This window comes from Bradyrhizobium sp. CCGB12 (genome assembly GCF_024199845.1).
Taxonomy (GTDB): domain Bacteria; phylum Pseudomonadota; class Alphaproteobacteria; order Rhizobiales; family Xanthobacteraceae; genus Bradyrhizobium.
Window position 1 is genome coordinate 843,405 of record NZ_JANADO010000001.1, and the last position, 23,690, is coordinate 867,094.

22 protein-coding genes and 1 pseudogene are annotated in these 23,690 nt (G+C 59.6%); 15 read left to right on the forward strand and 8 right to left on the reverse strand.

Annotation, left to right across the window (positions count from 1 at the left end):
• Positions 1-697 precede the first annotated feature (697 nt).
• Positions 698-844 carry a hypothetical protein gene (locus NLM27_RS03900; protein WP_254142092.1) on the reverse strand — a complete coding sequence of 49 codons (147 nt, stop codon included), beginning with the start codon at positions 842-844 and terminating at the stop codon, positions 698-700.
• A gap of 292 nt (positions 845-1,136) precedes the next feature.
• The gene (locus NLM27_RS03905) at positions 1,137-2,066 is read right to left on the reverse strand and encodes a LysR family transcriptional regulator (RefSeq protein WP_254142093.1); all 930 of its coding nucleotides are present in this window, start codon (positions 2,064-2,066) and stop codon (positions 1,137-1,139) included.
• 179 nt (positions 2,067-2,245) lie between these two features.
• Between NLM27_RS03905 and NLM27_RS03910 the strand changes: the two genes are divergently transcribed.
• The 10 genes from NLM27_RS03910 (at position 2,246) to NLM27_RS03955 (ending at position 11,308) form a co-directional block, all read left to right on the forward strand.
• Positions 2,246-3,127, forward strand: a complete 882-nt coding sequence (locus NLM27_RS03910) for a CoA ester lyase (protein WP_254142094.1) — start codon at positions 2,246-2,248, stop codon at positions 3,125-3,127.
• Positions 3,120-4,343 (forward strand): CaiB/BaiF CoA-transferase family protein, encoded by a 1,224-nt coding sequence (locus NLM27_RS03915; protein ID WP_254142095.1) that lies wholly within the window; start codon positions 3,120-3,122, stop codon positions 4,341-4,343. Before NLM27_RS03910 ends, NLM27_RS03915 begins: the two co-directional genes overlap by 8 nt.
• A gap of 98 nt (positions 4,344-4,441) precedes the next feature.
• A complete protein-coding gene (locus tag NLM27_RS03920; RefSeq protein ID WP_309144734.1) occupies positions 4,442-5,281 on the forward strand; it encodes a polysaccharide deacetylase family protein in 840 nt (279 codons plus the stop codon).
• Positions 5,278-5,997, forward strand: a complete 720-nt coding sequence (locus tag NLM27_RS03925; protein ID WP_254142097.1) for an isochorismatase family protein — start codon at positions 5,278-5,280, stop codon at positions 5,995-5,997. The genes NLM27_RS03920 and NLM27_RS03925 overlap by 4 nt, the downstream gene beginning before the upstream one ends.
• Positions 5,994-7,238, forward strand: coding sequence for an ABC transporter substrate-binding protein (locus tag NLM27_RS03930; protein WP_254142098.1), 1,245 nt, complete (start codon positions 5,994-5,996; stop codon positions 7,236-7,238). Before NLM27_RS03925 ends, NLM27_RS03930 begins: the two co-directional genes overlap by 4 nt.
• Positions 7,239-7,288: 50 nt before the next feature.
• Positions 7,289-8,176, forward strand: a complete 888-nt coding sequence (locus NLM27_RS03935) for a branched-chain amino acid ABC transporter permease (RefSeq protein WP_254142099.1) — start codon at positions 7,289-7,291, stop codon at positions 8,174-8,176.
• Complete coding sequence (locus NLM27_RS03940) at positions 8,173-9,054, forward strand: branched-chain amino acid ABC transporter permease (protein ID WP_254142100.1); 882 nt, start codon at positions 8,173-8,175, stop codon at positions 9,052-9,054. The genes NLM27_RS03935 and NLM27_RS03940 overlap by 4 nt, the downstream gene beginning before the upstream one ends.
• Positions 9,051-9,797, forward strand: coding sequence for an ABC transporter ATP-binding protein (locus tag NLM27_RS03945; protein WP_254142101.1), 747 nt, complete (start codon positions 9,051-9,053; stop codon positions 9,795-9,797). Before NLM27_RS03940 ends, NLM27_RS03945 begins: the two co-directional genes overlap by 4 nt.
• A complete protein-coding gene (locus NLM27_RS03950; protein ID WP_254142102.1) occupies positions 9,797-10,507 on the forward strand; it encodes an ABC transporter ATP-binding protein in 711 nt (236 codons plus the stop codon). The genes NLM27_RS03945 and NLM27_RS03950 overlap by 1 nt, the downstream gene beginning before the upstream one ends.
• A 42-nt stretch (positions 10,508-10,549) precedes the next feature.
• The gene (locus NLM27_RS03955) at positions 10,550-11,308 is read left to right on the forward strand and encodes an SDR family NAD(P)-dependent oxidoreductase (RefSeq protein WP_254142103.1); all 759 of its coding nucleotides are present in this window, start codon (positions 10,550-10,552) and stop codon (positions 11,306-11,308) included.
• A gap of 800 nt (positions 11,309-12,108) precedes the next feature.
• Here NLM27_RS03955 and NLM27_RS03960 read toward each other — a convergent pair.
• Complete coding sequence (locus NLM27_RS03960; protein WP_254142104.1) at positions 12,109-12,387, reverse strand: hypothetical protein; 279 nt, start codon at positions 12,385-12,387, stop codon at positions 12,109-12,111.
• A gap of 702 nt (positions 12,388-13,089) precedes the next feature.
• Between NLM27_RS03960 and NLM27_RS03965 the strand changes: the two genes are divergently transcribed.
• Both NLM27_RS03965 and NLM27_RS03970 read left to right on the forward strand, forming a co-directional pair.
• Positions 13,090-14,877, forward strand: coding sequence for an alpha/beta hydrolase (locus NLM27_RS03965; protein WP_254142105.1), 1,788 nt, complete (start codon positions 13,090-13,092; stop codon positions 14,875-14,877).
• Positions 14,878-15,249: 372 nt separating this feature from the next.
• The gene (locus NLM27_RS03970; RefSeq protein WP_254142106.1) at positions 15,250-15,711 is read left to right on the forward strand and encodes a hypothetical protein; all 462 of its coding nucleotides are present in this window, start codon (positions 15,250-15,252) and stop codon (positions 15,709-15,711) included.
• Between the two features lie 784 nt (positions 15,712-16,495).
• On the opposite strand, the gene NLM27_RS03975 is transcribed toward NLM27_RS03970, so the two are convergent.
• From NLM27_RS03975 to NLM27_RS03985, 3 genes are all read right to left on the reverse strand, one after another.
• On the reverse strand, positions 16,496-16,672 hold the full coding sequence (locus tag NLM27_RS03975; RefSeq protein ID WP_254142107.1) for a hypothetical protein: 177 nt from the start codon (positions 16,670-16,672) through the stop codon (positions 16,496-16,498).
• Between the two features lie 308 nt (positions 16,673-16,980).
• On the reverse strand, positions 16,981-17,922 hold the full coding sequence (locus NLM27_RS03980) for a helix-turn-helix domain-containing protein (RefSeq protein WP_254142108.1): 942 nt from the start codon (positions 17,920-17,922) through the stop codon (positions 16,981-16,983).
• 284 nt (positions 17,923-18,206) lie between these two features.
• Positions 18,207-18,821: a hypothetical protein gene (locus tag NLM27_RS03985; protein ID WP_254142109.1), complete on the reverse strand. Its 615-nt coding sequence runs from the start codon at positions 18,819-18,821 to the stop codon at positions 18,207-18,209.
• Positions 18,822-19,293: 472 nt separating this feature from the next.
• Here NLM27_RS03985 and NLM27_RS03995 point away from each other — a divergent pair, with 472 nt between their 5' ends.
• The 3 genes and pseudogenes from NLM27_RS03995 (at position 19,294) to NLM27_RS04005 (ending at position 21,720) form a co-directional block, all read left to right on the forward strand.
• Positions 19,294-20,127 (forward strand): class I SAM-dependent methyltransferase, encoded by an 834-nt coding sequence (locus NLM27_RS03995; RefSeq protein WP_254142110.1) that lies wholly within the window; start codon positions 19,294-19,296, stop codon positions 20,125-20,127.
• A gap of 327 nt (positions 20,128-20,454) precedes the next feature.
• On the forward strand, positions 20,455-20,811 hold the full coding sequence (locus NLM27_RS04000; RefSeq protein ID WP_254142111.1) for a hypothetical protein: 357 nt from the start codon (positions 20,455-20,457) through the stop codon (positions 20,809-20,811).
• A gap of 148 nt (positions 20,812-20,959) precedes the next feature.
• Positions 20,960-21,720: pseudogene (locus NLM27_RS04005) on the forward strand (IS5 family transposase).
• Between the two features lie 301 nt (positions 21,721-22,021).
• On the opposite strand, the gene NLM27_RS04010 reads toward NLM27_RS04005, so the two are convergent.
• Together NLM27_RS04010 and NLM27_RS04020 are read right to left on the reverse strand one after the other, a co-directional pair.
• Positions 22,022-22,291, reverse strand: coding sequence for a transporter substrate-binding protein (locus tag NLM27_RS04010; RefSeq protein WP_309144735.1), 270 nt, complete (start codon positions 22,289-22,291; stop codon positions 22,022-22,024).
• A gap of 287 nt (positions 22,292-22,578) precedes the next feature.
• Positions 22,579-23,688 carry an AMP-binding protein gene (locus tag NLM27_RS04020; RefSeq protein ID WP_254142113.1) on the reverse strand — a complete coding sequence of 370 codons (1,110 nt, stop codon included), beginning with the start codon at positions 23,686-23,688 and terminating at the stop codon, positions 22,579-22,581.
• Between the last annotated feature and the right edge of the window lie 2 nt (positions 23,689-23,690).

Here is a 23,690-nt window from a genome sequence, read left to right on the forward strand (position 1 = left end):
GGCTGCCCGATTCGCTAACTGATCAACAGATGTGGCGGCCCTCGCGCTGGCATCCGCCTGAAGGGGAAATGCCTGCCGCGTGCCAATCAGAGCGGCCAGTATCATGATACAGGTAAGAAAATATGACGTGAGTGACTTGATACGCATGATGCTACTCACTCAACAACCCGTCTCTTAATTCTGTCGCGAGGAGAAGCTTTGCGGTTCAAGGTCTTGATTGGTCGCGTCGACTTGTGGGCGCGATGCAGGACGGGCGTGCTTCAAAAGGCGGCGCTAGGGCGCTTTGTTGCCCACAGTGTCGATCGCGACACACCGTATCGGCGCGACTCGTCGTAGGCTCTTGCTGCGTCCTTCATGGCGCTTTTCCTCCCATAGACTTGAGCCCGTCGCGAATGGCGGGCTTCCTTCGATAAGGCGAGTTAAGCGACGCCTGTCTTCACGAGCCGGGCGTAAGTCTCGCTCTTGTGCCACTCGAGCCAGCCTTTCTCGACAGCGCATTTGATGCCGTCGCCGACCTCCTGGTTGCTGGCTTTGAGCGCGTAGAGGAATGGCGCGTTGATTCCCGATATGAATGCGGCCGTTCTGGACCGACTCGATGGTGGCTGCGAGCTCGACTAGTTTTCGTTTCTAGTGGCTTCAGGATCAGAGTAGGGTTGTTCGGCGGTACGCTTCATCAGCTTGCCTACAGCGATCCGGCTCACTCCAGAACGTCGTACTCGAACGCGACGCTCTCGGGGTCATTTTCCTCGAACCAGTTTTCCGCGGACTCAACCGTGGCGAACAAATTGATATAGTCTGCGTGGCCGACCTGCTTGCTCGTGTTGACGTAAGCAAAGACGGTCATTGGTCCCTTGTCAGTTATGCGCCGGCCTTGCGAGTCCACGGGTCAAAAGCGACCTTGAAGCCGAAAGAGGTCTAGACGATCCCTGTCGGGCTTCAAAGGAGTGACCGGTCCCAAGAAAACGGCAGGAGATTGTATCGTTACCATGGGGCAGTGCAAATTCGAGCTTTCATCCAGACTGGCTCAGCGAAGCTGGGCCGGAGAACAAAGCGATGTGCAAAAGGGCAGATCGCACACGCATGTTGGCGTACATTGCGACGGGCTGTCGAATGCGCATTTGCAATGCGAGAATCGTTCAAGCCAACCTAGCTCCCAGCCACTGACCGCCAGTCACCAATTCCCGGGCAGCCTCTTCCACCACTGCCATTACGGTGGCCGCTGCTGGAGATAAGGCTGCTTCCGCCGCCTGGCACAACACGATGGTACGGTGGCAACCGCCCTCCGCGAAAGGCATCGCCCGAATACGGCCCTGGTCGGCATCCATGCGGATGCACCCGCCTGGCAGCAGCGAGACGCCAAGCCCGGCTTGTACGCATTGCGTGATCAGGGCGATGGCATCGACTTCGTATTTGACGTTGAGCGGCAGGGAGCGGGCGCGAAAATGTCCTTCTGCCGTATGGCGTAGCCCATTACCGACCGAAGGAAGGATAAATTCGTGCGCTGAAGCATCCATGAAGGAAATATGGGTCTGACGGGCACTCAGGTCGGCTGAGGTCGGTCCGACAAAGAGAAGCTCCTCTTTCAGAAGTTGCTGGCAGTGCAGGCCCGATGCTGAGCGCGGTTCTGCCATTACGGCGAAATCCAGCTTTCCCGCTCGGATATCGTTACCCAGCAAATGGGTATGCTCTTGCTTCAGCTCCAGGCGAACATCGGGATAACGCGCTGTAGTGAGCTGCAACAGAGGCAAGGCGAGCACCGTCATCAAGCTGTGTGGCAGCCCGACGGCCACGACACCCGACGGTTGTTCGATCGATTTGCGTACGTCGTGCCGGGCCCGGTCGAGTTGTTTGAAGACAATCTGACAATGCTCGTAGAGCCTGGCCCCCGCCTCCGTCAGGGCAACACCCTTGGCCGAGCGTTGCAAAAGCAGGGCGCCTAGTTCCTCTTCGAGCGACTGGATGCTCTTGCTCAAGGCGGGCTGGGCCACGTGAAGACTTTCAGCTGCTTTGCTGATGCTTTTCGCTTCGACGACGGCGGTAAAATAGCGAAGCTTGCGAAAGTCCATGGCTGCACGTTTTGGTGGTGTCCAGGGCATTCCCCACAGGAATGCCCCTCTAACAACATTATATTTGTCGAACAAGCAATCTAAGGATGGAATGGCGAGGCTTTCCAGCAAAAGCCAACGCGAAGATGGGAGTTGCTGGACGGTGAGGTATAACGCGCTCTCATAGGTAGGTCGTGGCGATGTCTGCTACCCGTTCCCCGTCGATGCGAAGCAAGCTCTTCGTACCGGGTTCCCGTCCCGAGTTGTTCGACAAAGCGTGGCAATCGGCCGCCGACGCAATCTCTTTTGATCTCGAAGATGCCGTCGCGGAAGACCGTAAGATCGAAGCGCGCGGCTACGTCACCAGGGCGCTTGAACATCGCACAACGGCGGGAAAGGTTGTGATTGTCCGCATCAATCCCTGGGGCGAGCCTTTCTTTGCCGATGATCTTGAGGCGGTCGTGCGACCCGGCCTCGACATCGTCAATCTCCCGAAGGTCGAAAGTGCCGAAACGATCCTGGAGACGGCGCGGCTGCTCGATCGGCTAGAGCGCGAGAACGGTATCAGCCGCCGCGTCGGCATTCTCGCCAATATCGAAACATCGCGCGGCCTGCGTGTGGCGGCCGAGATCTCGCTGTCCCATGAGCGGGTGATCGGCTTGCAGCTCGGTTTCGGCGATCTGTTCGAACCGCTTGGAATCGAGCGCACTCCACTTGCGCTGGCGCCGGTGCGCCTGGCTGTTCGGCTTGCTGCTGCCGAAGCCGGTATCGACGCCTTTGACGGAGCATTCGTCGGCGTGGCAGATGGCGAAGCGTTCCGGATGGATGCTGAAGCTGGCCGCGCGCTAGGTCTTGCGGGAAAGAGTTGCATCCATCCCAGTCAGATCGACATCGCCAACGCGGTATTCTTTCCGCGCGACGCGGAAGTCGAAAATGCGCGGCGTATCGTCGCCAAAGCCGAAGAGATGCTCGCGCGCGGTGTCGGGGCGTTCATGGTCGATGGCGTCATGGCCGATGGACCATTTATCGACCGGGCCCGCGCCGTGCTGAGAATCGCCGAAGGGGCGGCCCACCATGCCTGAAACGATGAAAACCGAACGGGCCATGCCTGCAGCCGCAGGCCCTCTGAAGGGTCTACGCGTCATTGATTGCGCAACGCTGTTCGCGGGACCGATCATCTCAACGCTGATGGGCGATTTCGGGGCGGACGTCATCAAGATCGAGCACCCGAGCGGCGATCCGTTACGGAACATGGGCGCCAAAAAAGAAGGGCACGGCCTATGGTGGAAGACTACAGGGCGCAACAAGCGTTGCATCGCGCTCGATTTGAAGACCGCCGAGGACGCCGAGATATTCAAGGCGATGATCATCGACGCAGATATTCTCGTGGAAAATTTCAGAACCGGCACGCTGGAAAGTTGGGGGCTTGGCTGGGATGTGCTCTCGAAGATCAATCCCCGGCTTGTGATGGTGAGGGTGACCGGGTTCGGTCAGACTGGTCCGTATAGCCGACGTGCCGGGTTCGGCACGCTGGCCGAGGCGATGTCCGGCTTCGCTCATATCACGGGTCAGCCCGATGGCCCGCCGACTTTACCGCCATTTGGGCTCGCCGACGGCATCGCGGCTTATTACGGCTGCTTCGCCTCGATGTTCGCGATTTACGAACGTGACATCGGCGGCAGCGGCAAGGGTCAGTATATTGATCTAGCCATTTACGAACCAATCTTTGCCTTGCTGGGACCGCAGCCTATCATCTTCGACCAACTCGGTGTGATCCAGAACCGCACTGGAAATCGTTCGGTCAACAACGCTCCGCGCAATGCATATCGCACGCGTGAGGGGCGCTGGGTGGCGCTATCGGCGGCGACGCCCAGCATCGTCAAGCGCGTGCTCGACCTGACGGGTGGTCCGGGTACGGCGGATGATCCGCGCTTCCAGACCAACCTCGACCGCATCAAGCATGTCGAGGAGATCGACCGGATCGTCGGTGGCTGGATCGCCAAACATGATTTGTCCCAAGTCCTCGAGACGTTCGAGCGCGTCGAGGCAGCGATTGCGCCAATCTACGATGTCGAGCAGATCTTCGGGGATCAGCAATATATAGCGCGAAACTCTGTGGTCTCGGTGCCCGACGAGGATCTCGGCCCGGTGCGGATGCAGAACGTCTTCCCGGTGATGTCGCGCACGCCCGGCGCGATCCGTCGCACCGGCGCACGGATCGACCAGGATCGCGACGAGATCATTGATGAGTTGCGGGCCGCAGGCCGGCTCCCGGCACAGGGAGAGGACAGAGCATGACAAGTGTCTGGCGGCCAAGTTCCGAACATCCGCGTGATTTTGTTGGTTACGGTCGAAAACGCCCCGATCCGCGCTGGCCTGGTAAGGCACGCATCGCCGTGAATTTTGCGATCAACTATGAGGAAGGGTCGGAATACAGCGTTCCAGACGGCTGTGATCGTACCGAGCTTGGCCTCGCCGAGGCCCCGGGTGGGCGGGTGCCGGCCGGACAGCGCGACCTCGCCTTCGAGACCATGTACGAGTATGGCAGCCGGGTCGGAATCTGGCGGCTGTTCGATCTATTCCAGGAACGGCAGTTGCCAGCAACGGTTTTTGGCTGTGCCCTCGCGCTCGAGCGCAATCAGCAGGTAGCGGAGGCCATCGCTGCTTCGAATTTCGATGTCTGTTGTCATGGCTGGCGTTGGGAAGAGCATTTCCGCCTTAGCGAAGAGGAAGAGCGAGAGCGCATCGCGCGCGCGGTTGCTTCGATCAAGCGCACGACCGGCGAGCGGCCGTTCGGCTGGTATTGTCGTTTCGGGCCGAGCGAGAATACGCGTCGCCTTATCGTCGAGGAGGGCGGCTTTCGTTACGATTCGGACGCCTACAATGACGAACTGCCCTATTGGGTCGAGGTCGAGCGCAAGACCCATCTTGTCGTGCCCTACACGATGGATGCCAATGACGGAAAGTTTGCAGCTCCCTCCGGCTTCTCCGCGCCCGAGGATTTTGAGGGCTATCTGAAGTCGGCTTTCGACCAGCTTTATGCGGAAGGTGCCGAGAAGCCTGGGCTGATGTCGATCGGCCTTCACCCGCGCATTACCGGGCGGCCGGCAAGGGCGCGAGCTCTGGCGAACGTCCTCGATCATATCCTCAAGCATGACCGCGTCTGGGTCTGCAGGCGCCTCGATGTCGCCGAGCACTGGCACGCCCACCACGCGCCCTCCGAGGCTGGCCGATGAACGACACAACCGGCACGCAAATCTGGGATAGCTATTTGGGTGAGGCCGACCGCGCCGTATTGGCGAGGGGGCGGTTTGCGCAGCGGATGGGTTTCGGCGCCCGGCCGGCGATCGTAGTCATCGACGCGCAACGCTACATGGTCGGCGAGCGCGGCATTCGCGACGAACGCTATCCTTCATCCTGCGGCGAAATTGGATGGGCGGCAGTCGATCGGATCGCGGCCATCCTGGACGCCGGACGAGAGGCAGGCGTTCCGGTGTTTCTGACCCGGTTCGCCCTCGACGCCAGCGGCAATGATATTGGTGTTTATGGTCGCAAGCGCGCCTTCATGAAGGAGCGCGATGACTGGTGCATCGACGGAACGATGGGCGCCGAACTGCTGCCCGAAGTCGGACCCAAGCCAGGCGATATCGTCTTCGTGAAGAAAAAACCCAGTGGTTTCCACGGGACGCCACTGCTCGGTTATCTAATCGAGCGCAATATCGACACCGTGATCGTGCTCGGCGGTGCGACCAGTAATTGCGTGCGCGCCACCGTCTTCGACGCCGCTTCCTACAATTATCGCGCGATCGTTCCGGCCGACGCGGTGTTCGACCGGTTGCCGATCTCGCACGCGATCAGCCTCTTCGACATGGATCGGCAATTCGCCGACGTGACGGATGCGGCCGCAGTCATTGCCAGACTTCAGAAACACAGCAAGGGGGATAGACAATGAAACGTCTTGTATTGACGGCTCTCGTGTTGGCTGCCTCGACTTTGTCCGCGAGCGCGCAAGAGACGTGGCGCATCGGCGCACTCTACCCGCTGACAGGCGGCCTGGCGCTGCTCGGCAATGAAAACCTCAATGGCGCGCGTATCGCCGTTGACATGATCAACGAGAAAGGCGGCATCGCCGGCAAGAAAGTCGAACTCGTCCAGGGCGACGCCTCGACCCCCGACAAGGCGCAGTCGGAGGCTGAGCGCCTGTCCTCGCTTGAGAATTTGCAGATCATCACGGGTACCTATTCGAGCGGACTGTCTTACGCCGCAAGCCAGGTGGTAGAGCGCCGCGGCGGGCTCTACTGGGAGACCGGCGGCATTGCCGACGGTTTGACCAAGCGCGGTTTCAGCGGCTATTTCCGCCTCGTGTTCACGGCGAGCTCGAACGGTCAGCTTGCCGCCAATCTCGCTGCGAGCGCCATCGCGCCGCGTCTAGGCAAGAAGCCTGCTGATCTCACCGTGCTCATCGTGCACGAAGATTCGGATTACGGTACCTCGGTTGCGACCGCGGCCGAGACCAAGGCTAAGGACCTCGGCTTCAAGGTCGCTGGGCGTCTGCCATACAAGGCCGCGACCACCGATCTCGCCCCGCTCGTGCTGCGTATGAAAGCGAGCAGCGCCGACATCGTCATCGCCTCGTCCTATGCCAATGATGCACTCCTGATCCAGCGCCAGATGAAGCAACTCGGCGTCAATGTCGGGGCTTTCATCGGTACTGGCGGCATTTACGGTCTGGCGAGCTTCGGTGAAGGATTGGGGAGCGCCGTCAATGGAATCTTCGACACCGAGGGATCGGCGGGCATCAATCCCGCATCCCTCTCGGACGAGGCGCGGACGCTGCTCGCCGAGTTCCAGAAGCGCTTCCAGGCCAGTCAGGGCAAGGCGCCATCCTACGTCGGCACCCAGGGGTTTGTCGGCACCTACATCTTGCTCGACAAGGTGCTCCGCACGGCCGGCGCGACGGATCCAGTCAAGCTGAAGGACGCCGCGCTTGCGCTCGACATTCCCGCCGGCGGCACTTCGCTCGGCTGGGGCGTCAAATTTGCCAGGCCGGGTAGCGAGATGCAGGGGCAGAACGAGCGTTCGTTCCCGGTCGCTCAGCAATGGCAGGATGGAAAGCTCGTCGTGGTGGCGCCGGACAACCTCAAGACCGGCGATCCGGTGCTGGTGCCGCTCCAGACCTGGGACAAGCGCTGATCTGGCCGCGGTGGCGGGCAATCAGTCACCGCCCATAGCCTGGATACGAGATGCTGGACATCCTTCCTCAATTGCTGGTCTCGGGCCTGCTGATCGGCGGTGTCTACGGATTGCTGTCGATCGGCTTAACGTTGATCTTTGGTGTCCTGCGGATCGTCAATTTCGCGCAAGGCGAGTTCATCATGCTCGCCATGTTCGGGGCCTTCTGGCTTAACGCGCTGTGGGGAATCGATCCCTATATGTCGATCCTCATCGTCACGCCGGTCCTGTTCGGCCTTGGCTTGCTTGCCGAACGCGTGGTGATCAAGCCGATCCTGCACGCGCCGCATGCGATGCAAATATTCGCGACCTTCGGGCTCTCGGTGATCCTTCAGAACGTTGCCCTTACCTTCTGGGGCCCCGACTATCGTTCGGTTCAGACGGCGTATTCCTCGCAATCCCTCATCGTCGGGAATGTCGCCATCTCCGTGAGCTCACTTTACGCCTTCATCGTCGCCTTTCTGATGGCGGGAGCGTTGATCGCGTTTCTGCAACTCTCGCGCGACGGCAAGGCGCTGCGCGCCATGGTGCAAAACCGCTATGCTGCCTCGCTGATGGGTGTGAACACGGACCGGCTGAACCGGCTGGCGTTCGGCGCCGGCGTTGCCTGTGCGGCGGTGGCAGGCTGCATCCTGACGCCGATGTTCTATACGTTTCCGACCGCAGGGGTCGACCTGATCATCACCGCCTTTGTCGTTGTCGTTCTCGGTGGGCTCGGCAGCGTCGCCGGCGCCATGGTCGGAGGGCTGATCATTGGCGTCACCCAGACGCTGACAGGCTTCTACGTCTCGGTCGAACTCAAGGACGTCATCGCGCTTGTGCTGTTCATCCTGATTCTGTTGATCCGTCCTCAGGGACTATTCGGCCGCGCTGGCATGGAAGAGGTCGGCACCAAATGAGCGCGTTCTTCAATGACTACTACCTCAACATCGCCGTGATGACCTGTCTCTGGGCCGCCCTGTCCGGAGCCTGGAATTTGATGGCGGGTTATGGCGGACTTGTGTCGCTCGGACAGTCGGCGTTTTTCGGCATCGGCGCCTACATCACTGCGATCGTCTTCACCAAATACGGTATTTCGCCCTGGCTAGGCTTGATCGCTGGCATCTTTGTTACGACCGGGCTTGCTGTGGCGATCAGCTGGCCCTGTTTTCGGCTGCGCGGAGCATTCTTCTCGCTGGCAACGCTGGTCTTCCCGATCGCGATGGAAATCGTCGCCAATAACTGGAGCGATCTCACACGCGGCCCAAGCGGCATCGCAATCCCGTTCCAGCCGGGTATCTCCACATTCATCTTCAGTTCGCGGTGGGCCTATCTCGTCGCGGCCTTCGCACTGATGATGACGGTCTACGGGATCACCCGTTGGATGCATCGTGGCAGGCTCGGCCTCTATCTGATCGCCGTTCGCGACGACGAGGCAACCGCGGCCAGCATGGGTATCGAGACGGTCAAGGTAAAGCTGATCGTCACCATGATCAGTGCCGCGCTCACGGCCGTCGGCGGTTTCTTCTATGCCCAGTACATCCTGTTCCTCGATCCGCCGAGCGTGTTCTCGATCAACATTTCGGTGCAGATCGCGCTTCTGAGCATCATTGGCGGGCTTGGCACACCGCTCGGCCCGATCGTGGGTTCGCTGGTGATGACACCGCTCGACGGGGTGTTGAGCCAGTTCTTCGGTGGTGGGCCCCGGCTGTTGATCTATGGCGCCGTGCTGCTCGGGACCGTGCTGTTGGCGCCCAGGGGTATTGTCGGCACGGTCAAGGCATGGCGCCCCACATGACGGGCACGACCAACCGATCGATTGGCAAGGAACTGCTGCGCGCCAGCGGGCTCGTACGCCGCTTTGGCGGACTCGTCGCCGTGAACGAGGTGTCGCTGGATGTAGCCGACCGCGAGATGGTTGGGCTCATCGGTCCAAATGGCGCCGGCAAGACATCGCTGTTCAATATGCTGAGCGGTCAACTCGGGCCCGATTCCGGCAGCGTCAGTTTTGGCGGCCAGGACATTACCGGTGCTTCTGCAAGTGTCTGCGCTCGCGTGGGCATTGGCCGTACGTTCCAGATCGTCAAGCCCCTCGTCAGCCTGACGGTCCATGAGAATGTCACCGTCGGCGCGTTGTTGAACTATCCGCTGGCGACGGCACGCGAAAAGGCCGCGGAGATCGTTGGCCGCGTCGGCATGCATGCGCTGCTCGACCAGCAGGCGGGCAGTCTGACCTTGGAGTCCCGCAAGCGGCTTGAGCTCGCGCGCGCTCTCTCGATCGAACCAAGGATGTTACTGCTCGACGAGATACTCGCTGGCCTCAACGCTTCGGAGATCAATGAGAGCATTCATTTGATCCGGAGCTTCGCGCATCAGGACGGCCTCGCGGTCATCATGATCGAGCACAATTTGCACGCCGTGATGTCGCTCGCCGACAAGGTTGTGGTGCTCGACTATGGACGCAAGATTGCCGAGGGCAAGCCGGAAGTGGTGGTGCGAGACCCGGCCGTAGTGGCCGCCTATCTCGGGAGCGACGACTGATGACGCTCGATATAACCGATCTCGTTGCCGGCTATGGCGACATCACCGTATTGCGCGGTGTCACTTGTTCGGTGTCGGCCAATAGCGTTGTCGCGTTGCTCGGAGCCAATGGTGCGGGCAAGACCACCACGCTGAACGCGATCTCCGGCCTGCAAGCTAATGTCTCTGGCGGCACGATCCGGCTGGAAGGCAACGATATTACGCGTATGCCGGCCCATGAGCGGGTCGAGGCAGGCATTGCCCATGTTCCGCAGGGCCGCCAGCTCTTCGCCTTCATGAGCGTGCGCGAGAATCTTGAACTCGGAGGCTACGCACCGCGGGCGAGGGGACACGAAAAGGACGCGCTTGACCGCGTCCTTTCCATTTTTCCTCGGCTCAAGGAGCGGCTCGGCCAACAGGCTGGCTCGCTGTCTGGCGGCGAGCAGCAGATGTGCGCAATCGCGCGCGGCCTGATGTCGAAGCCGCGCTACCTGCTGCTCGACGAGCCCTCGCTCGGTCTGGCCCCGATTGTAGTCAAGCAGGTCATGGCCGTCATCGGCCAGATTGTGGCACAAGGCATCGGCATTCTGCTCGTGGAGCAGAATGTCGCCCTGGCTCTCAAGCAGGCGCAGTACGCCTACGTGCTGGAGCAGGCCAGGATCGCGATCGAGGGCCCCGCCGCCGCTCTTCAGGACGATGATCGGGTCCGAAAGGCATATCTCGGCCTTTGAGGTACGCTGGCAAGTATCAAGTCACGGCAAAAGGGGAAAACCATGGATCTCAAGCTCGCCGGCAAGGTCGCGCTTGTCACCGGTGCCAGCGTTGGCCTCGGCCGCGCGATCGCGCAGACGCTTGCCGAAGTGGGATGTCGCCTTGCAATCGTGGCCCGGCGAGAAGACCGCCTGAGAAATGCGGCGGACGAGATTGCGGCTTCTGGACGCGAGCGGCCGTTGGTGATCGTCGCAGATATCACGCAGCACGACGCCGCCCCGCGTATCAGAGATGAGGTGCTTGCCGCTTTCGGCCGGCTCGACATCCTCGTCAACAATGCCGGCGGTTCGCGGCCCTTCGACGGGCTGGGCACGCGTGAGCAATGGGATGAGGCCATGGCGCTTAATTTTCATGCCGGTCGGGAGCTCGCCCACGCCTTCGTGCCCATCATGCAGGTTCAGAAATTCGGCCGGATCATCAATCTGACCGGGGGCGATGAGCCGCTGGCATTGAATGGCGGCATTCCACCCAATGGGGCCACCCACATCTGGGCAAAGTCGCTCTCCCGTGTCGTCGGCAAGGATGGGATCACGGTCAATTCGATCCCGCCCGGCCGGCTACACTCCGAGCAGATCGATCAGAAATTATTGCCGACCGAGGAGTCTCAGCGCAAATGGGTCGCGGAGAATTGTCCTGCTGGCTATATCGGCGAGCCGGAAGATCTCGCAGTGCTTGTCGCCTTTCTTGCCTCGCCACTTGCCCGTTACATCACGGGCCAGGTAATCCACGTTGACGGAGGTGCGCGACGCTTCTCGCACTAGGTCAGGTTCGTGAATATTTGTTAGATCGATGCGTGCAACACGCGATACAGATATGCGGTGATCCTGCAGACCGCGCTCACAATCGATCAACACGGGCTTTGCGCGGCTGGAGAGCAAAGCGAAGGTTAAGGCAAGGCGTATCGCACGCAAATGCTGCGCGAGAGCGGCGGCAAGAGCAAAGCGAGAGTTCCGGAAATGAAATCCCGGCCCGGATCGCGGGGAGGCGTGCCACGGGAAAGATTGCCGAGGGAGTGTCTATCTTGTGCCCATAGCGGAACCATCGTCTTGCAACTCGAACGGTGTTCGCCCGTTGCAGCCTGTCAGTAAAAAAGGCCGCAGCGGCTTGCGACGCTGCGGCCCCCGCCGGGTCAAAAAAATACGTGAAATATGGTCCAGCCCCGGCGTCAACAAAGCTACGCCCCGAGGTTTTTGCGCCGCAAATAGAATCGGCGCGTCGCTTGACGAGCGAGACTAGCTGTTGCCGCAGGACAACTAAAACCTCAGGAACCTTGACCTAAAGGTCGGTCCAAGCTTGCGGCTAATTTAGGCCAACTATCGGGTGCGACAGGCTGCCGCGCCGACCAAGTCCTCGCCTTTCGATTTCTCCAGTATGCTTGGCTTGCGCTCGGCGGGGCGTGCTTCAAGAGGGATGGAGCGGCCCCGGCGCTTGCCAGCCCCTGCCGGGGTCGCTTCCCTAGTGAGAGCCCACGCTCAGCCGCGCCGCGACACCGGCCGCAAGCGGCGCAACGGCATGTGCGCCAAGTCAAGAGAGCGACCTTCCGGGTGCGCGCAAAGCGGCTTCAGTTGCGCAGCCGAACGCGCGACCGCTTGACGACGGACGATACGATCCGATCATAGGTTTCTAGTGCTGCCTCGGTCGCCAACTTGACCATTTCGCGATAGGCGATCTCGTTCATTTGAGTGAAGCTGTCCCGGATCGCTTCAGCCAACTCTTCATCCGTGACCGATGATCGATTTGGCTCTGCTTTTCCCGTCAGACGGCTATACAAATTGAGACGGTAGACTTCGGCCGAAATTTGCCAGGCCCAATCTTCGAGATTTAGTTGTTCTGTCAGCAATGCAGGATCCGGAGGGTAAGTCGTTGGAGCTGGGATCAGATAGCCGATGAAGATCGGTCTAAAAACCAACCCATGGTTGGACCAATATGCTGCTCTGGTTGCACCGCCGTTGTTTGGAGCTTCGTAGAGGCCTGGGACGCGGCGCTTGACGATGTCCGTTATTGGTAACCTATTCCACGCGCAAGCATCATCGCTTCGGTTGTTCCCTAGACTCCGCTGTGCGTCACCCTGGGGACCCAGCGTTTGGCGATCTGCGCAACCGATCCTCTCCGATGTCGGCGAAGCGGCAGCGTATCCCTCCGATCGCCATGCGCCTTTGCATGGGCCAGCTGCGATCGAGACAATCAGCGGCACGGTCCATTTCGGGCGGCCTCAGTGCTGACGAGGCAACAGGCAGCTCATAGACGTTGAACAATCTCTTACATTGGGGCCGCAATCACAGCCGCTTCAGCGGCGATCGGATATTTTGGCGGCCCTCGCGCCTAGACGCCCGGGTGCCCTTTGCAGAGCACAATATACCCGAATTTGTGCGGATCGCCGGACGAATCCAGGTACCTACATGTGATGCTCAACGTTGATCGCGGCACACGGAAACTTGGCTTACGACCCCACGTTAATCCCGCCACCCGCGGAATCGACCGCCTCTTCGCTGGCCTTCGGTCCCAGCGGTGGTACTCTTTCGAAAAACGGAGGGAGGAAGACATGGGAGATCGATCGACGCAACCTACGTGGGATCCTCTTGTTCTCGCCGGCCAACTGCACTCGGTCGCGAAGCAGAGCCAGTTGTTGATGCAGCGGTTCGCCACATCCCAGGCCGACGCCACGAAGGTCGGCATGGGAGACACCTCGACGCTCGGGTTTGATTTCGTCGATCTCATGACAAGAATGATGTCGGACCCGACGCCGGTGGCGAAGGCCCAGATCGACCTCTTCAACGACAGCATGGCGGTGTGGAAATCGGCGGCAGAAAGCATGTGGCTGACGCGGCCTTGCGAGTCCGACAAACTCAAGGACAAACGTTTCAAGCATCCCGACTGGACCGAGAACGCAGTCTTTAACTACGTGAAGGAAAGCTATCTGGTCGCCGCCAAGGCAATCCTTTCGACCGTCCGAGACGTAAAGGGCATGGACGACGCCACTGCTCGAAAGGTCGACTTCTACACGCGTCAGTTCGTCGACGCCATTTCTCCTTCGAACTTCGTCGCCACCAATCCGGAGGTGCTCAAAGCCACGCTAGAGTCCGGAGGACAAAACCTGCTCCGCGGGCTGGACAACCTGCTTTCCGATCTCGGTCGTGGCGAGGGTCGCCTCTCCATCACGATGACCGACATGAAGGCTTTCCGGCTCGGTGAGAATATCGCAACTACTCCCGGGAAGATCGTTTTCCAGAACAATCTGATGCAGCTTATCCAGTACGCTCCTTCGACAAGCGACGTACGCAAGCGGCCTCTCCTCATTATCCCGCCATGGATCAACAAGTTCTACGTCCTCGATCTTCAGCCGAAGAATTCGCTTATCAAGTGGGCGGTCGACCAAGGCCATACCGTCTTCGTCATCTCCTGGGTCAATCCGGACGAGAAGCTCGCCGAGAAGGGTTTCGAAGACTACATGCTCGAGGGTCCAGTCGCGGCCCTGGATGCAATCAAAAGGGCGACCGGCGAAGAGGAGGTCAATGCCATCGGATACTGTCTTGGGGGCACTCTGCTCGCCTCAACCGCCGCCTACCTGGCTGCGAACGAAGACGGCAGGATCGCAAGCGCAACGTACTTCGTGACGCTGGTGGATTTCGCGGAAGTCGGTGATATGGCCGTCTTCATAGATCAGGGGCAGCTCGCAACGCTCGAAAGGCGCATGCGCGAGCGCGGATATCTCGACGCTCAGGATATGGCGACATCATTCAATATGTTGCGGGCCAACGACCTGATCTGGTCCTTCGTCGTGAACAACTACTTGCTCGGCAAGGAGCAGCTCCCGTTCGATCTATTGTTTTGGAACTCGGACTCCACACGGATGCCCGCTGCCATGCATTCATTCTACCTCCGGGCAATGTATCTGGAAAATCGTCTATCCAAGCCCGGCGGCATCACGCTCGCTGGCACCCCGATCGACCTGTCGCGGATCAAGATCCCGTCGTTCATCCTGTCCACGCGCGAAGACCATATCGCCCCATGGACGTCGACCTATGCGGCGACGCGCCTGTATTCCGGTCCCGTCAAATTCGTTCTGTCCGCCTCCGGACACATGGCGGGAGTTATCAGCGCACCGGGCAGCAAGTATGGCCATTGGACGAACGATAATTTGCCGTCTGCCCCAGACCAGTGGTTCGCAGATGCAACCAGTCATCGTGGCTCCTGGTGGCCCGTTTGGGACGAGTGGGTGAGCCGCCTGGATCATCACCGCGTTCCGGCGCGCGAACCGGGCGGGGGCAACTTGCCAGTCATCGAGGACGCTCCCGGCTCCTACGTACGCGTGAGAGCGGTGGCATCCTAGCTGATCCGCACGAGCGCAACTGCGCCGACGAAAATCGGTCGGCGGCGACGGCGACAATAGACTTCTTCATCGGCACGGATATGTCCGGTCGCAACGGCAGTGCTTACGAAGGCCCCGGTACTATTTTAGGCTCTGGCTCGGCCATCCCTGCGTTGGGCTGCCCGGCTGATCAACCACATCGGCCCTGGCGGGAGGCATGTAGGCCTTTCCGCAATGCGAACCCCCGGCGACTGTCTAGCTGCGCCGGGCAATTGTCGCGGAACGAAATCGGGTCGAAGTCCCTTTCTGATTAACCGCGCCAGCCACTGAGCCATAATCTCGGCTGATTCCGGCCCGATCCTGCCAGGGCTGAAGGGTGGGGACCCGTCGAAAGTGATCAGATTTGTTGCCTTGGGAGTGGCTGGCCTGGTGGCGCTGGGTGCTGTTGCCGCGCTTGGTCGAAGCGCTGCTCCTGTCGCCTCCGCTACAGTCGCGCCCGAGATTGTGAGCTACCCGGTTGTATCCGGTACTAAGGGTGACCGACTGCTCGCGGCCCGAAAGGAAGATGTGGCTCTTGCCGTTCCCGCCGCAGCCACGATAGATCCGAAACCGACACCCGAGGTCGTCGTATCGGCGCCTGCACCTCAAGCGAAGGCCAAGCCAAAAGAGCCAGCCTTCGTTCCGCGTCATTGGCACGACAACGCCGCTTCCGGCTACCAAATCCGCAAGCGCAGCGCTGCCGCGTCAAAAGACGCTCAATCCGGAGCGACCGAGAGGCCAAAACAGAGCTGCAGCCAGGACGGGCTCAGCCCGCTGCTTCGAAAGCTCAATCTGCAACCGAACTGCGAGCTTTGAACTCCGCGACCGCCGGAGACAGCTCGCGCGGCCGAAAGTCGAAGTTGCAAACGCGCGCGTTCGGAATCGGACAATGCAGAGTGGCGTGCGTACCCTATCGGGCGCATCAATATGGGCGGCGGCTATTCGGGGGAGCAGAAATATTGATTGCGGTCCATGATAGACCTCAATTCGCAGCTGGAAAGGAAAAAGAATGTAGGCCGCTCGAAATAATGGAGCGGCCACCGGGTCTAAAAATCAAGCGGCTGATTTCAGCCCCAGCACTCGCAACATAACCTGAATGCGCGTGGCCAAGAGTCGGGAATCCGACGTTTCAATTAAGAATGGCAGGACCCAGTGGCGTCTTGGACACACTGTGACGCTTCAGTGATCACATTCAACTTCAACCAACGTCGCTCAACTCAGCTGATTACTGCCAATGTCCATTCGCAAAGAAGCGCGGGCCTAATGATGCGCATCATCCGAACATTTCGTCGTGGTGCCACCTGCGGAATGCATCTTCGTATAGCTGCCACCTGGGCTTGAATTGCGTAGTGCCGGATGTCGGTGAGGTCCATTTTGGTGTTACCGGAGTGGTCAGTTGCTTGGGCTATACGTGTTTATGGCTCCGGCAGACTGCAGGTGCTGCGATTTCAATCGCTGCGGCTCTTCGCGAGAACGAGACCGCGCAAAATAATGAAAGCCCTGAGCAATCGAATGCCCTACAAACAAAGCAACTGATGCTCGTCTCCGAGCACCGTCTGCGCTTCGGCCTGGCTGCGAGTTCAACGTAAAGGCTGGATGGCTATTCTCGCGGCGATTGTGATTGTCGCCCTGGTCCTTGGCTTTCTTTTGCACCGATAGCGATGCGCCGCTCGTAGTGACGGGCGAGCTCCATCAGCCGCTTCTTGATAAAGGGATCGGCCTGCTCAGCCAGCTCTCTGACCATTCGCAGGCGCTCGCGGCAAAATTCTTCGTCCATGGGGAGAAACCCGGGTAAATAAATCCGAGTTTATGTCGGTGTATCCGAGTTACGTATGAAGCGTCCCACAAAAGCTGTGAGTTCCTTACCGAGCTTCATCAGGCCCCAGCTCGCAACCTTAAGGACGAGAGCCCCGAAGGGCGACTACCTCCACGAGATCAAGTGCGACGGCTACCGCGTCCAAATCCATATCGATGGAGAAAATCGCAAGTCGGGTTTATCAAAGACCCCACAGGTGTGGCCGCTCTATCTTGGGAAACAGGAGGGGAAAATGTTGCCCAATGTCGGCGCGGGCTCGTGTGTTGTCGTTACCGGGGACGCGCTGCTCCGATGGCGCCCGGCGCGGTGCCGAAGCGCTGGCGGAATCCGCGCGCAAAGTACGTGTAATCGCGAAAGCCGCAGGCGTAGGCGATTTCGCTGAGAGGTTGACGTGTCTTCGTCAACGCGCGACACTCGATCAGATGCGCCGCACGATCCAGACGAAGCGAAGATATGTAGTCAGTGTATGTCGACCCTCGGGCTGTGAACAGCTTCTGCAAATAGCGTAGCGAAATTCCCATCTCGGCCGCCACCTCACGCGGAGAGATGTCCGGATCGGCATAGCGGTCCTTGATCATGGCGCAGACTCGCGCGAACAGCTTGTCGGTGTGGCGTGAGCAAAGCGGGGCGGGCGGTGCAAACAGTGCGCCGAGGAGGTCATAGATCACCAGACGCATATAGTCGTCAGCCGACGCGACCGCCGGTTCTACATTGCCGACGGGGTCAAGAGCGAGTTGACTGAGTATGCGTGCCGCCTGCCCCCGCCCGCGACCGCACGTGCCACCTTGCGGCTGGAAGCCGAGATGCGACACCAGGTTCTGGCGCGGCACCTGCAAGCCAAGCCATTGCGCCTGCTGGACCCCAACGAGTGTCACGGGTCTCATGGAATCGAGCAGGACGAGTTCGCCAGCAGCGGCATTTACAACTTGGTCGTTCTGAATGATTGTCGATCCGCCCGTCAGCTGAGCTACGACGAAGTAATACTCCATCTCATCACGGCGAATGTCCAGCTTCGTCCGGTCAACGCGGACAGTGTCGCAGGCGAGATCAACCGCAGCGAACCCGAAGACGCGCCGCGGGCGAACCCTGCCTGCGAAGATGCTGTTTCCGCGAGCAGGACTAAAACATCCAAAATTCTCGCGCAGTGCAGCTATGAAACCATCATAGCCCAATTCTGGAGCGCTGAGAAAATCATCGTTTGGCTGCACCATCGATTCCCCAGGTATCAAACCTAACGTTACGTTTTATCACTGCCTGCGCCGAAGCCACGGGCAAACGTTAGCTTGGCATGGCCCCTAGACAGGTGCCGCACAACTCCGCGTCACGCCCAATCACACCTCCGGGATCGTGTCAATGCCGTCGCGCGGCGCGTTGCGCGCTAGTAAGGACGATTGGGCGCGATCGCCTCGCGACGCCTGAGGTCCTGTCGTATAGCTTCCGATCTTGACAGTCACGCGTTGCAAAGATCGGAGACAAAGATTGAAAGTTTCAAAGCTTAACGGCTGGGTGTCGGTGCCCTCGACTGGACGGGCGGTGCAAACAGTGCGCCGAGGAGATGATAGATCACCAGGCGCATATAGTCGTCAGCCGACGCGACCGCGGGCTCTACATTGCCAACGGGGTCAAGAGCGAGTTGACTGAGTATGCGTGCCGCCTGCCCTTGCCCGCGACCGCACGTGCCGCCTTGCGGCTCGAAGCCGAGATGCGACACTAGGTTCTGGCGCGGCACCTGCAAGCCAAGCCATTGCGCCCGCCGAACCCCAACGAATGTCACGGGTCTCGTGGAATCGAGCAGGACGAGTTCGCCAGCAGCGGCATTTACAACTCGGTCGTTCTGAATGATTGTCGATCCGCCCGTCAGCTGAGCTACGACGAAGTAATACTCCATGTCATCACGGCGAATGTCCAGCTTCGTCCGGTCAACGCGGACAGTGTTGCAGGCGAGATCCACCGCAGCGAACCCGAAGACGCGCCGCGGGCGCACCCTGCCTGCAAAGATGTTGGTTCCGCGAGCAGGACTAAAACATCCAAAATGTTCGCGCAATGCAGCTATGAAGCCATCATAGTCCAATTCTGGAGCGCTGAGAAAATCGTTGTTCGGCTGCACCATCGACTCCCCGGGCAAATAATTTTTCAAACCTAACGTCAGGTTTCATTACTGCCTGCGCCGAGCGACGGGCAAACGTTAGCTTGGCATGGCCCCCAGACAGGTGCCGCGCAACTCCGCGTCACGCCCAATCACACCTCCGAGATCGTGTCAGTGCCGCCGCGCGGCGCGTTGCGCGCTAGTAAGGACGATTGGGCGCGATCGCCTCACGACAATTCGGATCCAGCGGCATAAGAGGAGTCCGTTGGCCGTCACGGGCAGCGGCGGCGCATCGGGCCAGCGGGGCGCCGACCATGACACTGGGCCATCTGTTCTTCGCGGCAGTGATGACGACCTACATCTTTGTCGGTCTCTGGCTCGAAGAGCGCGATCTACGCGAGTAGCCAAATTGACGCGATTGAAACGGACACTGGCCGTGGGCGCGGTTACAGCGCTCGACCTACGTTGTAACGCGGTGATTGGAGGAGTTTTCCGTATGAGTGATGAAACACCTGTCGAACAATGGAACACGTCCGCCGAAGGCTGGGCGCACTGGGCCGCTCGGGCCACGGACTATCTTGTGCCCGCGACCGAGAGGATGCTTGATCTCGCCAACGTCAAGCCGGGCTGCCGCGTGCTGGATGTCGGCTGCGGATCTGGGGAACAAACCATCATCGCCGCGCGCCGAGTTGGAGATACCGGTCATGTGCTGGCCATCGACGTCGCAGCGTCCATGATCACTGCGACTGAGAAAGCCGTGCGAAAGGCTGGGATGCGGAACGTCTCGACCCGTGTCTGTCCGGCGGATGCGCTGGTGGACGATGGGGAACGGTTCGACGCCGCAATCAGCCGGCTGGTTCTGATGCTAATTCCCGACCCAGTTGCGGCTGCGCGCGCCGTTCAGACTGTGTTGCGCACAGGAGGGCTGTTCGCAGCAATCGTTACAGGCGATCCAACGAAGACCACTTACAACGCCATCGCACTAGACATTCTTGCCCGACATGGCGGCAAGACAGACTGGGAGGATAGGCCCGGCAGCATTCGTTCCCTGGTCGATCCGACACGACTTGAGGCCGTGATGGCGAACGCGGGCTTCACCAAAGTCGCAGTGAGCAGCATATCAACGATACAGCGATTGAAGAGCGCAGCAGCGGCAACAACGATGATCCGCGAGGGGTTTGCCTTCTACAAAGCAATGATCGCTCATCTGCCACAACAGCGACAGGACGTCGCTTGGAACGAATTGGAACAGGCACTAAAGCGCTTTGAGGACGCGGACGGCTTTGCTGGACCCGGCGAGGTCAATTTGGTGGTCGGACGCAAGCCTTAGTTCGATGCCATCGTCCTGAGGGATGATACGTACTATCCGAACACCTCGTGCCGCTGCTGCGCTACAAGGTTCAGCCGTCTAGATTCCGATCTAAGCAGTCGCGCGTTGCAGAGATCGGACAAAAAAGAATGAAAGTTTCGCCGCGCAAATGATGGTTTGTAGGGCCTTGGACGGGAATTGCGCTGCGGATAACCGCATCAGCCGGCGCGTTCTGGTGACCTAAGCGGCGCCGGATCGATCGAATTGGGATATCTGCGACTTTAATCGCCTGATAGCTGAGGCGATTTGATTGGCTTATGAGGTCGAAAATTCCGGATTGGATGTGAGATGAACAATCGCCTTTGGCGTGTGACACTTATTCTAATCATTGCCATTCTGCCGATTTATACAATGGGTGACGCTCACGGCCACGATCATCAGCGCCCGGAGCTAAACGGTTGGTATGCGAGTCTGCATAGCGGCAAAGGGCCCTGCTGCGACGGCACGGACGCGAAGCGCGTCGATGACGCCGATTGGGACACCAAGGACGATCACTATCGCGTCCGAATAGACGGCGAGTGGGTCGACGTTCCGAAAGAAGCTGTTGTAGACGGTCCGAACCGTGCTGGCCGCACGATGGTCTGGCCTTACTATCTGGATGGTCATCCGAAGGCACGCTGCTTTATGCCGGGGAGCATGGGCTGATGGCGAGCGCACGGCGATCCGTTCCTTGCACCCAGCGTACATTTGCTAAGTTGTTCAACACGGGCGTGGCGCACTAGGGTCTGTACTCAATAGAGATTCCTCTTGAGGCGGGATTGTGATTCAAGCTTTCCAACGGAGGGAGGCTTGGATGGCAAAGCAAGTCTATTGGTTGAGCGATGCAGAGTGGCAGCGAATAGAGCCGTTGTTGCCGCGAGGCCGCCGCGGAGCGCACCGGGTGGATGATCGCCGGGTGATCAGCGGGATCGTCCATATGCTGCGATGTGGGGCGCGTTGGCGCGACTGCCCGGAGGTCTACGGCCCGTATACGACGGTTTACAATCGCTTCAATCGCTGGAGCCGTCAGGGGATTTGGACCGATATTTTCTATGCCCTGACGGGGTCGACTGGCATGTACGGGGCGGCATCTGTTGATTCCACCTACATCAAAGCCCACCGCTCGGCAGCCGGCGCAAAAGGGGGGCCTTCAACAATGCCATCGGCCGCTCGCGTGGCGGGCAAACGACCAAAATCCACGCGCTGACCGATGAGATCGGGCGTCCATATGCCTTGTTGATCACGGCTGGAAACGTCCACGACCTCGACGGAGCCCGCCGTCTGCTCACTTTGGGGCATCGACCGAAGAGTGTCATTGCCGACCGAGCCTATGACGCCAGAAGCTTGCGCGAGGAACTCGCACAGCGGCGGATCAAGGCGGTCATCCCCCCAAATCCGACCCGTAAGCACCCGCATCGCTACGACAAACGCGCCTACAAAGGCCGCAACGTCATCGAGCGCATGTTTTGTCGCCTGAAGGACTTCCGCCGCATCGCCACCCGATATGACAAGCGCGCAGATATCTTCCTCTCAGCAATCCTTCTGACCGCCGCCTTGCTCTGGTGGCTCAATTGAGTCCAGACCCTAGTCCGGTTGTGGCCTTCAGCGAACCTACACGCGTCCCAGGGCGAGGTCCGCAAAATGACCTCAAGCCGACATGTAGCCCGGCTCATGGTGCACAGCGCTGGCGCGAAGCCGGCCCCTGGTTTGATAAGTTAGCTCAGATCAACCACCGATTGCCTCGCGGGGAGCGAGCGCGTCGAGCATCGACCGGCAGCTATCGTGGCCGCTGACGTGGTGCTATTGGCGGCTTTATGTACGACGAAGAGGCCGCACATGCCTGGCGCGATGTTCGCGGATCGTGCCGTGCCTGCCATCACGGAATGTTCGTGCGTACGGACAACCGGTCATCGCGCTGATGATCAGCTCTATCGTCGCCGGCGTGTTTTGGCTCATCCATCATCGACGCCTCACCCTTGCGCCGGAAAGCAGCGCACGTCTTGATGAATGCGTCATTTTCCGACGAACTGACCGACTGGAAGTAATTTCGCCGCCAAGTGCCCGGCGAGTCCACGCTGCTCAACTCGCGTTCGATGACGGAGAGGGCCATAAAAGGGATCTTCTCAAGATGGACCTGCTGTCCCACTTCTTGCCGCAGCGAAGATTTTCACGCTCGGCGATCTCTGGATGGGTCATCGCCAGGTTTTCGAGCTCGATAGACGTATCCATTCGCCCCCGGACTTGATGACGTCCTTCGAGCGATCCGTAACCTGCATATAACCGTCGCTGTCGATCGTGGCGACATCACCCGTGAAAAACCAGCCATCGGCACGCTCGCTTTCCGGGATCTTGTAATAAGCGCGGGCGATCCAGGGCCCTCGAATCACAAGGTTGCCAATTGCCTTGCCATCGCGCGGGAGTTCACTGTCGTTGCTATCGCGAATGCCGATTGAAAACTGCTCGTCCTTGTCTGATCTGGCGAGACCGTCGTTCAGCTCTCGACGAGGCCCTGTGCTTGCGGAGCGACTTCGAGATCGTGCCGATCGGGCTAGTTTCCGTCATGCCCCAGCCATGTAGCACCTCTACTCCATAGCCGTCTTGCAGCGTTTCCATCAGCGAGGCCGGACATGCTGTGCCGCCGATCAGCGCGCGATTGAGCGTCGTCGGCTTTACGCCGGCGCTTTGCAGATATTGAACATAGCCCAGCCAGACCGTCGGTACGCCGTTGGCGAAGGTCACTCCATTGTCCTCAAACAACCGATGCAGGCTCTCCCCGTCGATTTTCGGTCCGGCCATCACCAGCTTCGAACCCATTGCCGTTGCGCAATACGGCATTCCCCAGGACATTGCATGGAACATCGGCGCGACAAGCGCGACCGTGTCATCCAGGGAAATGCGACAAGCGTCCGGAAGGGCTGCGGAGTAGGAATGCAGCACGGCGCTGCGATGGCTATACAGCACACCCTTTGGGTTTCCAGTCGTTCCAGAGGTATAGCACAGCCCGCACGCCGTGTTCTCGTCTAGTTCCGGCCATGCATAAGCTTCCGAGCATCCGGAGAGAAATCCTTCATACGACGGGAAGCCGCTGGCTCCCACAATCTTCGCGTCGACTGGCTCGCCCAGATATATCCATAATTCAACAGACGGGCATCGCGGCATTAATGTGTGTATGAGATCGATGAAAGCCAGATCGAAGAACACAACCACATCTTCGGCGTGGTTAATGACGTATATGATCTGCTCTGCGAACAGCCTTGGATTGATCGTGTGACAAACGGCTCCAAGTCCGGAAATACCGAAGTGTAGTTCGAGATGCCGATAACTGTTCCAGGCTAACGTCGCAACGCGATCGCCTGGTTTGATGCCGATCGAGCCCAGGGAATTTGCGAGCTGAGAGCTGCGCCGGCGGAGGCCGCTGTAGCTGGTGATGTGATCGCGCTTGTCGGGGTGTCGGGATACGATCTCGACATCGGGAAAGGAGCGCGCCGCGTGCATGAGAATGGATGACAGGAGCAACGGAGTTTGCATCATCAAGCCAAGCATGG

Excerpts from the sequence above, each read along its gene's own strand:
- NLM27_RS03900 (WP_254142092.1), bottom strand. The coding sequence starts at position 844 with ATGACCGTCTTTGCTTACGTCAACACGAGCAAGCAGGTCGGCCACGCA.
- NLM27_RS03905 (WP_254142093.1), bottom strand. The coding sequence starts at position 2,066 with ATGGACTTTCGCAAGCTTCGCTATTTTACCGCCGTCGTCGAAGCGAAA.
- NLM27_RS03910 (WP_254142094.1), top strand. The coding sequence starts at position 2,246 with ATGTCTGCTACCCGTTCCCCGTCGATGCGAAGCAAGCTCTTCGTACCG.
- NLM27_RS03915 (WP_254142095.1), top strand. The coding sequence starts at position 3,120 with ATGCCTGAAACGATGAAAACCGAACGGGCCATGCCTGCAGCCGCAGGC.
- NLM27_RS03925 (WP_254142097.1), top strand. The coding sequence starts at position 5,278 with ATGAACGACACAACCGGCACGCAAATCTGGGATAGCTATTTGGGTGAG.
- NLM27_RS03930 (WP_254142098.1), top strand. The coding sequence starts at position 5,994 with ATGAAACGTCTTGTATTGACGGCTCTCGTGTTGGCTGCCTCGACTTTG.
- NLM27_RS03935 (WP_254142099.1), top strand. The coding sequence starts at position 7,289 with ATGCTGGACATCCTTCCTCAATTGCTGGTCTCGGGCCTGCTGATCGGC.
- NLM27_RS03940 (WP_254142100.1), top strand. The coding sequence starts at position 8,173 with ATGAGCGCGTTCTTCAATGACTACTACCTCAACATCGCCGTGATGACC.
- NLM27_RS03945 (WP_254142101.1), top strand. The coding sequence starts at position 9,051 with ATGACGGGCACGACCAACCGATCGATTGGCAAGGAACTGCTGCGCGCC.
- NLM27_RS03950 (WP_254142102.1), top strand. The coding sequence starts at position 9,797 with ATGACGCTCGATATAACCGATCTCGTTGCCGGCTATGGCGACATCACC.
- NLM27_RS03955 (WP_254142103.1), top strand. The coding sequence starts at position 10,550 with ATGGATCTCAAGCTCGCCGGCAAGGTCGCGCTTGTCACCGGTGCCAGC.
- NLM27_RS03965 (WP_254142105.1), top strand. The coding sequence starts at position 13,090 with ATGGGAGATCGATCGACGCAACCTACGTGGGATCCTCTTGTTCTCGCC.
- NLM27_RS03975 (WP_254142107.1), bottom strand. The coding sequence starts at position 16,672 with ATGGACGAAGAATTTTGCCGCGAGCGCCTGCGAATGGTCAGAGAGCTG.
- NLM27_RS03980 (WP_254142108.1), bottom strand. The coding sequence starts at position 17,922 with ATGGTGCAGCCAAACGATGATTTTCTCAGCGCTCCAGAATTGGGCTAT.
- NLM27_RS03985 (WP_254142109.1), bottom strand. The coding sequence starts at position 18,821 with ATGGTGCAGCCGAACAACGATTTTCTCAGCGCTCCAGAATTGGACTAT.
- NLM27_RS03995 (WP_254142110.1), top strand. The coding sequence starts at position 19,294 with ATGAGTGATGAAACACCTGTCGAACAATGGAACACGTCCGCCGAAGGC.
- NLM27_RS04000 (WP_254142111.1), top strand. The coding sequence starts at position 20,455 with ATGAACAATCGCCTTTGGCGTGTGACACTTATTCTAATCATTGCCATT.
- NLM27_RS04020 (WP_254142113.1), bottom strand. The coding sequence starts at position 23,688 with ATGCTTGGCTTGATGATGCAAACTCCGTTGCTCCTGTCATCCATTCTC.